At 71.3% G+C, this 14,331-nt stretch carries 13 protein-coding genes; all 13 read left to right on the forward strand.

Translation table 11 applies throughout. The annotated features are described in order from the left end of the window. The first annotated feature begins 1 nt into the window (after nt 1). The gene (locus tag ACZ4EF_RS29785; RefSeq protein WP_355334124.1) at nt 2–1,615 is read left to right on the forward strand and encodes a UDP-N-acetylmuramoyl-L-alanyl-D-glutamate--2,6-diaminopimelate ligase; all 1,614 of its coding nucleotides are present in this window, start codon (nt 2–4) and stop codon (nt 1,613–1,615) included. After that, nucleotides 1,612–3,072, forward strand: a complete 1,461-nt coding sequence (locus ACZ4EF_RS29790; RefSeq protein WP_467507177.1) for a UDP-N-acetylmuramoyl-tripeptide--D-alanyl-D-alanine ligase — start codon at nt 1,612–1,614, stop codon at nt 3,070–3,072. The genes ACZ4EF_RS29785 and ACZ4EF_RS29790 overlap by 4 nt, the downstream gene beginning before the upstream one ends. Beyond that, nucleotides 3,069–4,133 carry a phospho-N-acetylmuramoyl-pentapeptide-transferase gene (gene mraY / locus ACZ4EF_RS29795; RefSeq protein ID WP_188282125.1) on the forward strand — a complete coding sequence of 355 codons (1,065 nt, stop codon included), beginning with the start codon at nt 3,069–3,071 and terminating at the stop codon, nt 4,131–4,133. Before ACZ4EF_RS29790 ends, mraY begins: the two co-directional genes overlap by 4 nt. 71 nt (nt 4,134–4,204) lie before the next feature. After that, a complete protein-coding gene (gene murD, locus ACZ4EF_RS29800; protein WP_355334707.1) occupies nt 4,205–5,635 on the forward strand; it encodes a UDP-N-acetylmuramoyl-L-alanine--D-glutamate ligase in 1,431 nt (476 codons plus the stop codon). Between the two features lie 97 nt (nt 5,636–5,732). Further along, nucleotides 5,733–7,016 (forward strand): putative lipid II flippase FtsW, encoded by a 1,284-nt coding sequence (gene ftsW / locus ACZ4EF_RS29805; RefSeq protein ID WP_355334118.1) that lies wholly within the window; start codon nt 5,733–5,735, stop codon nt 7,014–7,016. A gap of 6 nt (nt 7,017–7,022) precedes the next feature. Then, on the forward strand, nt 7,023–8,114 hold the full coding sequence (murG, locus tag ACZ4EF_RS29810; RefSeq protein ID WP_355334117.1) for an undecaprenyldiphospho-muramoylpentapeptide beta-N-acetylglucosaminyltransferase: 1,092 nt from the start codon (nt 7,023–7,025) through the stop codon (nt 8,112–8,114). 119 nt (nt 8,115–8,233) lie between these two features. After that, complete coding sequence (locus ACZ4EF_RS29815; RefSeq protein WP_401852843.1) at nt 8,234–9,025, forward strand: cell division protein FtsQ/DivIB; 792 nt, start codon at nt 8,234–8,236, stop codon at nt 9,023–9,025. Between the two features lie 250 nt (nt 9,026–9,275). After that, nucleotides 9,276–10,496: a cell division protein FtsZ gene (ftsZ, locus tag ACZ4EF_RS29820; protein WP_355334113.1), complete on the forward strand. Its 1,221-nt coding sequence runs from the start codon at nt 9,276–9,278 to the stop codon at nt 10,494–10,496. Further along, nucleotides 10,493–11,254 (forward strand): peptidoglycan editing factor PgeF, encoded by a 762-nt coding sequence (gene pgeF / locus ACZ4EF_RS29825; protein WP_355334110.1) that lies wholly within the window; start codon nt 10,493–10,495, stop codon nt 11,252–11,254. The genes ftsZ and pgeF overlap by 4 nt, the downstream gene beginning before the upstream one ends. Further along, entirely contained in the window at nt 11,251–12,003 is a 753-nt protein-coding gene (locus ACZ4EF_RS29830) for a YggS family pyridoxal phosphate-dependent enzyme (protein ID WP_401303751.1), read from the forward strand. The genes pgeF and ACZ4EF_RS29830 overlap by 4 nt, the downstream gene beginning before the upstream one ends. Nucleotides 12,004–12,096: 93 nt before the next feature. Continuing rightward, nucleotides 12,097–12,735 carry a cell division protein SepF gene (locus ACZ4EF_RS29835; RefSeq protein WP_188282131.1) on the forward strand — a complete coding sequence of 213 codons (639 nt, stop codon included), beginning with the start codon at nt 12,097–12,099 and terminating at the stop codon, nt 12,733–12,735. A 63-nt stretch (nt 12,736–12,798) separates the two neighbouring features. Continuing rightward, nucleotides 12,799–13,086: a YggT family protein gene (locus ACZ4EF_RS29840; protein ID WP_355334104.1), complete on the forward strand. Its 288-nt coding sequence runs from the start codon at nt 12,799–12,801 to the stop codon at nt 13,084–13,086. A 46-nt stretch (nt 13,087–13,132) separates the two neighbouring features. Further along, nucleotides 13,133–14,305, forward strand: a complete 1,173-nt coding sequence (locus ACZ4EF_RS29845; RefSeq protein ID WP_355334102.1) for a DivIVA domain-containing protein — start codon at nt 13,133–13,135, stop codon at nt 14,303–14,305. The last annotated feature ends 26 nt before the right edge of the window (nt 14,306–14,331 follow it).

Consider the following 14,331-nt stretch of genomic DNA (forward strand, 5'->3'; position numbering starts at 1 on the left):
CATGAATTTTGGCTCGCACCCCGGCCAGCCCGGTAACCTCACCGCCGTGCCCAAAGCTGATCAGCCCACCCTCACCCAGCCGGGCGCGCCGCGCCCGACGCGTATCCGCCCCAAAACCCTGCACGAACTCGCGGAACTCACCGGACCTCTCGGTACGCGGGTGCCGGACGGCCCCACCGCGCAGGTCACCGGCATCACGCACGACTCGCGCGCGGTCCGCCCCGGTGACCTGTACGCGGCGCTGCCCGGCGCGCGCTTCCACGGCGCGGACTTCGCCGCGCAGGCCGCCGCCGCCGGAGCCGTCGCCGTACTGACCGACCCGGCGGGCACCGAGCGCGCCGCCGCCACCGGACTGCCCGTCCTGACCGTGGACGACCCGCGGGCCCGGATGGGCGAACTGGCCGCCGCCGTCTACGACCAGCCCGGCGACGGCCTGCTGCGGGTCGGGATCACCGGCACGTCGGGCAAGACCACCACCGCCTACCTCGTCGAGGGCGGCCTGCGCGCCGCGCGCGACGGCGGCACCGGCCTCATCGGCACCGTCGAGACCCGGATCGGCGACGACCGGATCAAGAGCGAGCGCACCACACCGGAGGCCACCGACCTCCAGGCGCTCTTCGCCGTGATGCGCGAACGCGGTGTCGAATCGGTGGTCATGGAGGTCTCCAGCCACGCCCTGGTGCTCGGCCGGGTCGACGGGGCGGTGTTCGACGTGGCCGTCTTCAACAACCTCAGCCCCGAGCACATGGAGTTCCACGCGGGCATGGAGGACTACTTCCAGGCCAAGGCGCAGCTCTTCACCCCGCGCCGCAGCCGGCTCGGCGTGGTCAACCTGGACGACGCGTACGGCCGCAGGCTGGTCGGCGAGGCCACCGTGCCGCTGGTCACCTTCTCCGCCGAAGGGCGGCTGGACGCGGACTGGCGGGCCGAGGACGTCGAGGCGGGGCTGCACGGCAGCACCTTCACCGTGCTCGGCCCCAAGGGCGAGCGGGTGGACGCCACCGCGCCGCTGCCCGGCCCCTTCAACGTCGCCAACACCCTGGCCGCGATCACCGCGCTGGCCGCCGCGGGCCTCGACCCGCAGACCGCCGCCGACGGCATCGCCGCCGTCCCCGGCGTCCCCGGCCGCCTGGAGCGGGTCGACGCGGGACAGCCGTATCTGGCGGTCGTGGACTACGCGCACAAGACCGACGCCGTGGAGCTGATGCTGCGCGCGCTGCGCAAGACCACCCGCGGCCGGATCCACGCCGTGCTCGGCTGCGGCGGCGACCGCGACACCACCAAGCGCGGGCCGATGGGCGCGGCGGTCGCCCGGCTCGCCGACACCGCCGTACTGACCTCCGACAACCCGCGGTCGGAGGACCCGCTGGCCATCCTCGCCGCGATGCTGAACGGCGCGTGCGAGGTCCCCGCGCAGCAGCGCGGACACGTCATCGTCGAACCCGACAGAGCCGCCGCCGTCGCCGCCGCCGTCGCACGGGCCGAGCCCGGCGACATCGTGGTGGTGGCGGGCAAGGGCCATGAACAGGGCCAGGACATCGCCGGAGAGGTACGCCCCTTCGACGACCGAGAGGTGCTGCGCGCCGCGATCGAGAAGGACCGACAAGCACTGTGATCCCCCTCACCCTCGCCGAGGTCGCACGCGCGGTCGGCGGGAGCATGCACGACATACCGGACACGGAAGTACGTGTCACCGGCCCGGTGGTCAGGGACTCCCGCGAGGTGGTGCCCGGCGCGCTCTTCGTGGCGTTCGCCGGAGCCAAGGCCGACGGTCACGACTTCGCCGCCGACGTGGTCGCGGCGGGCGCCGTGGCGGTGCTCGCCACCCGGCCGGTCGGCGTACCCGCGATCGTCGTGGACGACGTACAGACCGCGCTCGGCGCCCTCGCCAAGCACGTCATCGAGCGGCTGGGCGCCACCGTGGTGGCGCTGACCGGCTCCGCGGGCAAGACCAGCACCAAGGACCTCATCGCGCAGCTCCTGGAGCGGCACGCGCCCACCGTGTGGACACCGGGCTCGCTCAACAACGAGATCGGGCTGCCGCTGACCGCGCTGAGCGCCGACGAGCACACCCGGCACCTGGTGCTGGAGATGGGCGCCCGCGGTATCGGCCACATCAGCTACCTGACCGGACTGACCCCGCCGCGGATCGGCCTGGTGCTCAACGTCGGCAGCGCGCACATCGGCGAGTTCGGCGGCCGGGAGCAGATCGCCCAGGCCAAGGGCGAGCTGGTCGAGGCGCTGCCCGCGGCGGCCGAGGGCGGCATCGCCGTACTCAACGCCGACGACCCGCTGGTCCGCGCCATGGCCTCCCGTACCAAGGCGCGCGTCGTGTACTTCGGCGAGTCGGCCAGGTCGGTCGACGGCGTGGACGTCGAGGTGACCGCCGAGAATGTCCGGCTCAACGACCGGGGTCAGGCCGTCTTCACGCTGCGAACACCCACCGGGTGCGCCGAGGTGACCTTGCGCCTGTACGGTGAGCACCACGTGTCGAACGCGCTCGCCGCGACCGCCGTAGCCCGTGAACTGGGCATGCCCGTCGACGAGATCGCCACCGCGCTCTCCGAGGCCGGCACGCTCTCGCACTGGCGCATGGAGGTCACCGAGCGGCCCGACGGCGTGACGGTCGTCAACGACGCCTACAACGCGAACCCCGAATCCATGAGGGCTGCCCTGCGCACACTCGCAGCGATGGGCAGATCCTCACAGGCGCGCGGGGGGCGTACGTGGGCGGTGCTCGGAAAGATGGCCGAACTCGGCGGGGAAGCACTCGTCGAGCACGACGCGGTGGGGCGGCTGGCCGTCCGGCTCAACGTCAGCAAGCTCGTGGCCGTGGGCGGTACCGAAGCCGCCTGGCTGCAAATGGGCGCCTATAACGAGGGTTCGTGGGGTGAGGAGTCGGTGCACGTGTCCGACGCGGAGGCGGCGATCGACCTGTTGCGCAGCGAAGTGCGCCCGGGGGACGTCGTACTGGTGAAGGCATCGAGGTCGGTCGGCCTGGAGTCCGTCGCCCTGGCGCTGCTCGAAGCCGACGGCTTCGACGGCTCGGCCCGTGAGGGTGCCGCCCTGTGAAGCAGATTCTCGTCTCCGGCGTCCTGGGGCTCTTCCTGTCGCTGGTCGGCACACCGCTGTTGATCCGCCTGCTGGCCCGCAAGGGCTACGGACAGATGATCCGGGACGACGGTCCGAAGGCGCACCACAGCAAGCGCGGCACGCCCACTATGGGCGGTATCGCGTTCATCCTGGCCACGCTGATCGCCTACGCGGCGACCAAGCTGATCACCGGTGACAAGCCGACCATGTCCGGCGTGCTGGTGCTCTTCCTCTTCGCCGGTATGGGCCTGGTCGGCTTCCTCGACGACTACATCAAGATCGTCAAGCAGCGCAGCCTCGGCCTGCGCGCCAAGGCGAAGATGTCGGGCCAGCTCATCGTCGGCATCGCCTTCGCGGCGCTCGCGCTGAACTTCAAGGACTCCCGCGGCCAGACCCCGGCCTCCACCAAGCTGTCGTTCACCACCGACTTCGGCTGGTCCATCGGCCCGGTGATCTTCGTGGTCTGGGCGCTGTTCATGATCCTGGCGATGTCCAACGGCGTGAACCTCACCGACGGCCTCGACGGCCTGGCCACCGGCGCCTCCACCATGGTCTTCGCCGCCTACACCGTCATCGGCGTGTGGCAGTACGGCCAGTGGTGCGGGGCCCCGGTCAGCGCGAACGGCGCGTGTTACGAGGTCCGCGACCCACTCGATCTCGCGGTGGTCGCGGCGGCCCTGATGGGAGCCTGCTTCGGCTTCCTGTGGTGGAACACCTCACCGGCCAAGATCTTCATGGGCGACACCGGCTCGCTGGCCCTGGGCGGCGCGCTCGCGGGCCTGGCGATCTGCTCCCGCACCGAGATGCTGCTGGCCATCCTCGGCGGCCTCTTCGTCCTGATCACGATGTCCGTGATCATCCAGGTCGGCTCCTTCCGGCTCACCGGCAAGCGGGTCTTCCGGATGGCGCCACTCCAGCACCACTTCGAACTCAAGGGGTGGAGCGAAGTCCTGGTCGTGGTCAGATTCTGGATCATCCAGGGCATGTGCATGGCCGTCGGACTCGGCATCTTCTACGCGGGCTGGGTGGCCGCGTCGTGACGACCGATTACCCGGCGTCCCCGGCGTCCCCGGCGTCTCCGGCCTCCCCGTCCGCCGCCGGGCAGGGCTTCGTGAACCCCGACTTCACGGACCTGCGCGTCACCGTCGCCGGGCTCGGCGTCTCCGGCGTGCCCGCCGCGAAGGCGCTGCACGCCCTCGGCGCCCGCGTCACCGTCGTCAACGGCGTCGCGGGCGAGCGGCAGCGGGCCGAGGCGGCCGAACTGGAGGCGCTCGGCATCACCGTGCGCCTCGGTGACGGCGCGACGCTGCCCGAGGGCACCGAACTCGTGGTCACCGCCCCCGGCTGGAAGCCGAGCAGCCCGCTGTTCACGGCCGCCGCCAAGGCGGGCGTGGAGATCTGGGGCGACGTCGAACTGGCCTGGCGGCTCAGGAAGCCCGGCGCGGCCCCCTGGCTCGCGGTCACCGGCACCAACGGCAAGACCACCACCACCCGCATGCTCGCCGCGATCCTCACCGCGGCGGGCCTGCGCACCGCGGCCGTCGGCAACATCGGCGTCTCCCTGCTGGACGCGGTCCTCGGCGACGAGCCGTACGACGTCCTCGCCGTCGAGCTGTCCAGCTACCAGCTCCACTGGGCGCCCAGCATCCGCCCGCACTCCGCCGCCGTGCTCAACCTGGCGCCCGACCACCTCGACTGGCACGGCTCGATGGCGGCGTACACCGCCGACAAGGGCCGGATCTACCAGGGCAACCAGGTCGCCTGCGTCTACAACCGCGCCGACCCGGAGACCGAGCGGCTGGTCCGCGAGGCCGACGTCGAAGAGGGCTGCCGGGCGATCGGCTTCACCCTCGACGCGCCCCGGCCCTCCGACTTCGGCCTGGTCGACGGCATCCTGGTCGACCGCGCCTTCGTGGACGACCGGGTCAACAGCGCGCAGGAGCTGGCCGAGACCGCCGACGTCAACCCGCCGGCCCCGCACAACATCGCCAACGCGCTGGCCGCCGCCGCCCTCGCCCGCGCCTACGGCGTCGAACCGGCCGCCGTACGCGAGGGCCTGCGGGCCTTCCGTCCGGACGCGCACCGCATCGCCGAGGTCGCCACCCGCGACGGCATCACCTGGGTCGACGACTCCAAGGCCACCAACACCCACGCGGCCGAGGCGTCGCTGGCCGCCTACCCGTCGATCGTCTGGCTCGCCGGCGGCCTCGCCAAGGGCGCGGTCTTCGACGACCTGGTCATCAAGTCCGCCGACCGGCTGCGGGCCGCCGTCCTGATCGGCGCCGACCGCGCCCTGATCCGTGAAGCGCTCGCGCGACACGCCCCCCAGGTCCCGGTGGTCGAGCTGGGCCGGACCGACACTGGGGCGATGGCCGCCGCCGTCGCCGTGGCGCGCGACCGGGCCCAGCCCGGCGACACCGTTCTGCTGGCACCGGCCTGTGCGTCGATGGACATGTTCGCCAATTACAACGAGCGCGGCGATATGTTCGCGGAAGCCGTCCGGCGCCTGGGCGCCGCCGACAGCGACAGCGACGAGCCCTAGCCGCAGGTGTCGTGCGGCGCCCTCGCTCCGATGGAGGTCCCATGACGGCCACTGCGTCCCCCCGCCGCCCCGCGCACCGCCCCCGCGGGGGGCGGGTATGAGCACGTACCCGGCCCGGCAGCGCGGCAGCGCGCTCCGGGGCGCCGCCCGGCTCCCCGAGCGGGTACGCGCCGCCTGGGACCGCCCGCTGACGGCGTACTACGTCATCCTCGGCGCGGCCCTGCTGATCACCGTGCTCGGCCTGGTGATGGTGTACTCCGCCTCGATGATCCAGGCGCTGCGCTACGGCCTGCCGTCCACGTACTACTTCCGCAAGCAGCTCCTCGCGGTCGCCCTCGGCTCCGTCCTGCTCTACGCCGCCGCCCGGATGCCGGTCAGGCTGCACCGCGCGCTCGCGTACCCGCTGCTGCTCGGCGCCGTCTTCCTGATGTGCCTGGTCCAGGTCCCCGGAATAGGGCAGACGGTCAACGGCAACACCAACTGGATCTCCATCGGCGGCCCGTTCCAGATCCAGCCCAGCGAATTCGGCAAGCTGGCCCTGGTGATGTGGGGCGCCGACCTGCTCGCCCGCAAGGGCGACCGGAATCTGCTGATCCAGTGGAAGCACCTGCTGGTGCCGCTCGTGCCCGTGACGTTCCTGCTGCTCGGACTGATCATGCTCGGCGGCGACATGGGCACCACGATGATCCTCACCGCGATCCTCTTCGGCATGCTCTGGCTCGCGGGCGCCCCCACCCGGCTCTTCGCGGGCGTGCTGTCCGGCGCGGCGGCGCTGGCGGCCCTGGCCATCATCACCAGCCCCAACCGGATGGGCCGGCTGCACTGCATCGCCGCCACCGACCCCGGCACCAACGACCAGTGCTGGCAGGCCGTGCACGGGATCTACGCCCTCGCCTCCGGTGGCTGGTTCGGGTCGGGACTCGGGGCGAGTGTGGAAAAATGGGGTGAACTCCCGGAGCCGCACACCGACTTCATCTTCGCCGTAACCGGGGAGGAATTGGGTCTGGCGGGGACGCTGTCGGTACTCGCCCTCTTCGCGGCACTAGGCTACGCGGGTATCCGCGTGGCCGGTCGTACGGAGGACCCCTTCGTCAGGTTCGCAGCGGGTGGCGTGACCACCTGGATCACGGCCCAGGCCGTGATCAACATCGGTGCGGTGCTCGGCCTGCTGCCGATCGCCGGAGTCCCGCTCCCGCTGTTCTCCTACGGAGGTTCAGCCATCCTGCCGACCATGTTCGCGATCGGGCTGCTCATCTCCTTCGCGAGAAACGAGCCCGGAGCGCGAGCGGCCCTGGCCATGCGGGGGCGTAGTGCTTTCAGCGGGGCAATGACACGGACGATGCGGCGGTACGTCACCAGGCGGCCGTCCGGAGAGCGGTGAATTTCGGTGCATGTCGTACTCGCCGGCGGGGGGACCGCCGGCCACATCGAGCCTGCGCTCGCGCTCGCCGATGCCCTGCGCAGGCAGGACCCGACCGTGGGCATCACGGCCCTCGGCACCGAGAAGGGCCTGGAGACCAGGCTGGTGCCGGAACGCGGTTATGAACTGGCGCTCATCCCGGCCGTCCCGCTGCCGCGCCGCCCCACCCCGGAACTGATCACCGTCCCCGGACGGCTGCGCGGCACCATCAAGGCCGCCGAGCAGATCCTGGAACGCACCAAGGCGGACTGCGTGGTCGGCTTCGGCGGCTACGTGGCGCTGCCCGGCTACCTGGCCGCCAAGCGGCTCGGCGTGCCGATCGTCGTGCACGAGGCCAACGCGCGGCCGGGCCTGGCCAACAAGATCGGGTCGCGGTACGCGCACGCGGTCGCGGTCTCCACCCCCGACAGCAAGCTGCGCGACGCCCGCTACATCGGCATCCCGCTGCGCCGCACCATCGCCACCCTCGACCGGGCCGCCGCCCGCCCCGAGGCCCGGCACGCGTTCGGCCTCGACCAGAACCTGCCCACCCTGCTGGTCTCCGGCGGCTCCCAGGGCGCCCGGCGGCTCAACGAGGTGATCGCCACCGTCGCGCCGCGGCTCCAGCAGTCCGGCGTGCAGATCCTGCACGCGGTCGGCCCCAAGAACGAACTCCCGCGGTCCGACAACATGCCCGGCATGCCGCCGTACCGCCCGGTGCCCTACGTCGACCGGATGGATCTCGCCTACGCCGCCGCCGACATGATGCTCTGCCGGGCCGGTGCCATGACCGTCGCCGAACTGTCCGCGGTCGGACTGCCCGCCGCCTACGTGCCGCTGCCCATCGGCAACGGCGAACAGCGGCTCAACGCCCAGCCGCTGGTGAAGGCCGGCGGCGGCCTGCTGGTCGACGACGCCGAACTCACCCCCGACTGGGTGCTGGGACACGTGCTGCCCGTCCTGACGGACCCGCACCGCCTGTACGACATGTCGCGCGCGGCAGCCGAGTTCGGCCGCCGCGACGCGGACGACCTGCTGGTCGCCATGGTGTACGAGGCGGTGGCCGCGGGCCGCCGCTGACGGTGGCCGCCGCGCCGAGGGCGTGTCCCGCGGCGCGGCGGACCGGGCCTGGCACGATAGGGCCCGCGGGGCGCGGACGCGCTCCGCATCCGTCGACGCGGGGAGGCCGGGTGACCGGGGTGACCGGGACGCAAGCGAAGCCGGTCGGCGCCGACCGGGACGGGGCGGCGCCCGGCGCCGGACGGCGCCCGCGCCCCCGGCCGACCCTCCCCAGCCGCCGGACGGCGATCATCACACTGGTCGTCCTCACCGTCCTCGTCGCGGGCGGCACCTGGGCCGTCTACGGCTCCTCCTGGTTCCGCGCCACGCGCGTGACCGTCACGGGCAACGACGTGCTGACGCCGCAGCAGATCGAGCGCGCCGCGGGCGTACCGCTGGGCGGCGCGCTGGCCTCCGTGGACACCGGCGCGGTCCGCAGACGGCTGCTCACCGCGCTGCCGCGGATCGACCATGTGGACGTGGAACGGTCGTGGCCGCACACGGTCCGGGTGAAAGTGACCGAACGAACGGCCTCCGCCGTACTGAAAAGCGGCGACAAGTTCACCGAAGTGGACCCGGGCGGTGTGCGATTCGCGACGGTCGACACCGCGCCGCGCGGCGTACCGCTCGTGCAATTGACGCCGGATCAGTCGCCGAGCCTTCGGCATTTCGGAACAAAGAGCCTGCTGCGGGCCGCCATTGCGGTCGCCGCCGATCTTCCGGAATCGCTGCACGGCCAGGCGACCGCGATCCGGGTCCGTTCCTACGACAACATCACCGTCGAACTCTCGCGCGGACGCAGCGTGATGTGGGGGAGCGCGGAACAGGGCGCGCGGAAGGCCGCGGTGCTCAATGCGCTCCTGAAGGTCCAGCCACACGCCTCCCACTACGACGTGAGTGCCCCCAGCGCCCCTGCGGCGTCAGGGAGTTGACGCCCCTTATGGCATTATTCGACCCCTGGCCCACCAGCCGGTGACGTGATCACATAGGGTCAAAAGAAAAACGGTAGGTTCGGCGTGTTCGTTGAACCACTACCGCTTGTCGACTTAGTGTCTCGTCCCAAGGAACACATGGGACATGCATACTGGTAACCCTAAACCTCACGGTTAGGGTTCGGAACGGCATCGGCGAGCGTACCGACCGTCCCACAAGATACGTAACTCGAGGCGAGAGGCCTTCGACGTGGCAGCACCGCAGAACTACCTCGCAGTCATCAAGGTCGTCGGCATCGGCGGCGGTGGCGTCAACGCCATCAACCGGATGATCGAGGTCGGTCTCAAGGGCGTCGAGTTCATCGCGATCAACACCGATGCGCAGGCCCTCCTGATGAGCGACGCCGACGTCAAGCTCGACGTCGGCCGTGAACTGACCCGGGGCCTCGGCGCCGGGGCCAACCCCGACGTGGGCCGCAAGGCCGCCGAGGACCACCGCGAGGAGATCGAAGAGGTGCTCAAGGGCGCCGACATGGTCTTCGTCACCGCGGGTGAGGGCGGCGGCACCGGCACCGGCGGCGCACCCGTCGTCGCCAACATCGCCCGCTCGCTCGGCGCCCTGACCATCGGGGTCGTCACCCGCCCCTTCACCTTCGAGGGCCGCCGCCGCGCCAACCAGGCGGAGGACGGCATCGCGGGGCTGCGGGAGAACGTCGACACCCTGATCGTCATCCCCAACGACCGTCTGCTGTCCATCTCGGACCGCCAGGTCAGCGTGCTCGACGCCTTCCGCTCGGCCGACCAGGTCCTGCTCTCCGGCGTGCAGGGCATCACCGACCTGATCACCACCCCCGGCCTGATCAACCTCGACTTCGCCGACGTGAAGTCCGTGATGTCCGAGGCGGGTTCGGCCCTCATGGGCATCGGCTCCGCGCGCGGTGACGACCGTGCGGTCGCCGCCGCCGAGATGGCGATCTCCTCGCCGCTGCTCGAAGCCTCCATCGACGGTGCCCGCGGGGTGCTGCTCTCCATCTCCGGCGGCTCCGACCTCGGCCTGTTCGAGATCAACGAGGCGGCCCAACTCGTCAGCGAGGCGGCCCACCCCGAGGCCAACATCATCTTCGGCGCGGTCATCGACGACGCGCTCGGCGACGAGGTGCGGGTCACCGTGATCGCCGCCGGGTTCGACGGCGGCCAGCCGCCCACCAAGAGCAGCGCCAAGGCGCTCGACGGATACCGCGACACGACCCCCGCCTCCGGCGCCCGGATCGCCAGCCAGCCCGAACCCGCCCGCCCGGCGACCTCGTACACCGGCCTCGGCAGTGTCCCGGTCGCCTCGTCGGACCGCGACAGCGACAACGAGCCCGTCGCGGAGGCGCCGACCCCGGTCCCGCCCCCGCACGTGCCGCCGGCCCGTCCCTACCAGGACACCGCGGCCGAAGAGCTCGACGTACCCGACTTCTTGAAGTGATAGGGCACCGCCAGACAGCGAGCGGCGCGCACTTCGCCTTCACCGACCGGTGGGGCGGGGTGAGCGCCGTTCCGCACGACAGCCTCAACCTCGGCGGCGCGGTGGGGGACGACCCCGCCGCCGTACGCGCCAACCGCGAGCGCGCCGCGGCCGATCTCGGCCGCGACCCCGACCGGGTGGTGTGGATGAACCAGGTGCACGGCCGCGAGGTCGCCGTCGTGGACGCCCCGTGGGGCGACCGGCCGGTCCCGGCCGTCGACGCGCTCGTCACCACCCGCGCCGACCTCACGCTCGCCGTACTCACCGCCGACTGCGTGCCCGTACTGCTCGCCGACCCGGTGGCCGGTGTCGTGGCCGCCGCGCACGCGGGACGGCCGGGACTGGTCGCGGGTGTGGTGCCCGCCGCCGTCGAGGCGATGACGGCGCGGGGGGCCGACCCCGCGCGGATCACCGCGCTGCTCGGACCCGCCGTGTGCGGAAAGTGCTATGAAGTGCCCGCCGCGATGCGGGACGAGGTCGCCCGGGCGGTGCCGGAGGCGTACGCCGAGACGAGCTGGGGCACTCCGGCGGTCGACGTGGCTTCGGGGGTGCGCGCCCAACTCGCGCGCGCCGGAGTGAACCTCGGGCCGAGCGCCGGATCATCCGACGGGCCGGGCGCGGGTGTGTGCACCCTGGAGTCCGCCGATCACTTCTCCTACCGCCGCGACGGTGTCACCGGTCGCCTGGCGGGCTATGTCTGGCTGGACGGCGCCGCGTGACCGAGCATCAGACCGACCCCGAGGCCGAGGACGGCGCCAGGCGCGCGGAACTCGCCGCGAATCTGGACCGTGTCGAGAAGCGGATCACCGCCGCCTGCGAGGCGGCCGGGCGGGACCGCGCGGACGTGACCCTGATCGTGGTCACCAAGACCTACCCGGCGAGCGACGTCCGGCTGCTGGCCGGCCTCGGCGTCCGGCACGTGGCGGAGAACCGCGACCAGGACGCCGCGCCCAAGGCGGCGGCGTGCGCCGATCTTCCGCTTACTTGGCATTTTGTGGGGCAGTTGCAGACCAACAAGGCTCGTTCAGTGGTCCGTTACTCTGATCATGTGCACTCGGTCGACCGGCTCCGGCTGGCCGGCGCGCTGTCGACCGCGGCGACCGCCGCGGAAAAGCGGCTCGGGTGCCTCGTTCAGGTCGCCCTGGACGCGGAGTCGGGCGCTCAGGGAGAGCGCGGCGGGGTGGCACCCGACGCGGTCGCCGCGCTCGCCGACGCGATCGCGGCGGCACCGGGGCTGCGTCTCGACGGCCTGATGACCGTCGCGCCGCTGGCCGGGGCATACGCGGGCCAACCCCGCGCCGCCTTCGATCGGTTGATGGAAATCTCATCCGGCCTGCGCGAGACCCATCCGGCTGCGACCATGGTCTCGGCAGGGATGAGCCAGGACCTCGACGAAGCCGTTGCGGCCGGAGCGACACATGTACGCGTCGGTACGGCGGTACTCGGAGTCCGTCCCGGGCTCGGGTAACGTCACCAACAAGTCGGACCACAGCATAAATATGGTGTGGCGGCCGTCCGAGCGGCGGCCGAGGACCGCAACCCCGCTGAGAGGACGCAGAGCATGGCCGGCGCGATGCGCAAGATGGCGGTCTACCTCGGCCTCGTGGAGGACGACGGATACGACGGGCCGGGATTTGACCCCGACGACGAGTTCGAGCCCGAGATGGCCGCTCCGCCCGCAGCACGGGCCAGCGCCGACCCCGAGCGTGCCCCTCGCCGTCAGCAGCAGGTCAGCCAGCACGTACCGCAGCACGTACCACAGAGCCAGCACCAGTCGTCGCAGGACGAACCGGCGCGTCTCGTACACGCCCCGGCGCCCCGTGAACCGCGGATCGCCCCCGTGGCGTCCATCACACCCGAACGTCACAGCCTGGAGAAGAACGCACCGGTGATCATGCCCAAGGTCGTGTCAGAGCGAGAGCCGTACCGGATCACGACACTGCACCCCCGGACCTACAACGAAGCCCGTACCATCGGGGAACACTTCCGCGAGGGAACGCCGGTGATCATGAATCTGACGGAGATGGACGACACGGACGCGAAGCGTCTTGTCGACTTCGCCGCCGGCCTGGTCTTCGGTCTTCACGGAAGCATCGAGCGGGTGACGCAGAAGGTGTTCCTCCTGTCGCCTGCTAACGTCGATGTCACGGCGGAGGACAAAGCCCGGATCGCCGAGGGCGGGTTCTTCAACCAGAGCTGAACGAGACGCAACCGCAGGGACCCGGCCACCGGGCCGAAGACGAGCAGGGGAGAGGGAAGCGCGATGAGTGTCGCACTCCAGGTGCTGTACATCGCGCTGTACTGCTTCCTGTTTGTGCTGATCTTCCGATTGGTGATGGATTACGTCTTCCAGTTCGCCCGTTCATGGCACCCTGGGAAGGCGATGGTGGTGGTCCTGGAGGGCACCTACACTGTCACCGATCCGCCACTCAAGCTCTTGCGGCGGTTCATCCCGCCGCTACGTCTCGGGGGCGTGGCGCTCGACCTGTCCTTCTTCGTATTGATGATCATCGTGTACATCCTGATCTCCGTCGTGGGGAACTTGATGTGAACGGTGCGGGCTCCCGATATGTCGACGATCACGTTGAGGTGAAGAGATGCCGCTGACCCCCGAGGACGTTCGGAACAAGCAGTTCACGACCGTCCGCCTCCGAGAGGGCTATGACGAGGATGAGGTCGACGCCTTCCTCGACGAGGTGGAGGCGGAGCTGACTCGATTGCTCCGCGAAAACGAGGACTTGCGCGCCAAACTGGCCGCGGCCACCCGTGCCGCCGCCCAGAACCAGCAACAGGGCATGCGCAAGCCCGAACAGCAGGACCGGCCGGTGCCCGCTGCCATATCCGGTCCGCAGCCGGTGCCGCAGCAGCAGATGGGTCCGCCGCAGCAGCAGGGCGGTATGCCGCAGTTGCCGCCCGGCCCCAGCGCCCAGCAGCAGCACGGGCCCGGCCCGATGCAGCAGCAGATGGGGCACCCCATGCAGCAGCAGGGGCCTGGTCCGATGGGCCAGCACCCGATGCAGCAGCAGGGACCCGGCCCCATGGGCCAGCACCCGATGCAGCAGCAGCAACAGCAGCAGCACCACCCGATGCAGCAGCAGGGACCCGGTGGCGACAGCGCCGCCCGCGTGCTCTCGCTCGCGCAGCAGACGGCGGACCAGGCCATCGCGGAAGCGCGTTCCGAGGCCAACAAGATCGTCGGCGAGGCCCGCAGCCGCGCCGAGGGCCTGGAGCGGGACGCCCGCGCCAAGGCGGACGCTCTTGAGCGGGACGCCCAGGAGAAGCACCGCGTCGCGATGGGCTCCCTGGAGTCCGCCCGCGCCACGTTGGAGCGCAAGGTCGAGGACCTGCGAGGCTTCGAGCGCGAGTACCGCACGCGTCTGAAGTCCTACCTGGAGTCCCAGCTCCGTCAGCTTGAGAACCAGGCCGACGACTCGCTGGCTCCGCCGCGTACCACCCCTGCGGCTCCCTCCCTCCCGGCCGCGTCCACCATGGGCGGCTCGATGGGCGGATCCATGGGCAACGGCGGTATGGGCAACGGCATGGCACCGGCCGGCGCGGGCGCCGGTATGGGACACGCGGGCTCCGCGCCGTCCTACGGCGGCCAGGGCATGGGCGGCGGTCACACCCCCGGCCCGACGTACGGCGGCCAGCAGCAGATGTCTCCTGCCATGACCCAGCCGATGGCACCGGTACGGCCGCAGGCGCCGCAGCCGATGCAGCAGGCGCCGACGCCGATGCGCGGTTTCCTGATCGACGAGGACGACAACTGACCTAGCGGTCGGCTGGACCCGCACCA

The organism is Streptomyces sp. NPDC025721 (assembly GCF_055558595.1).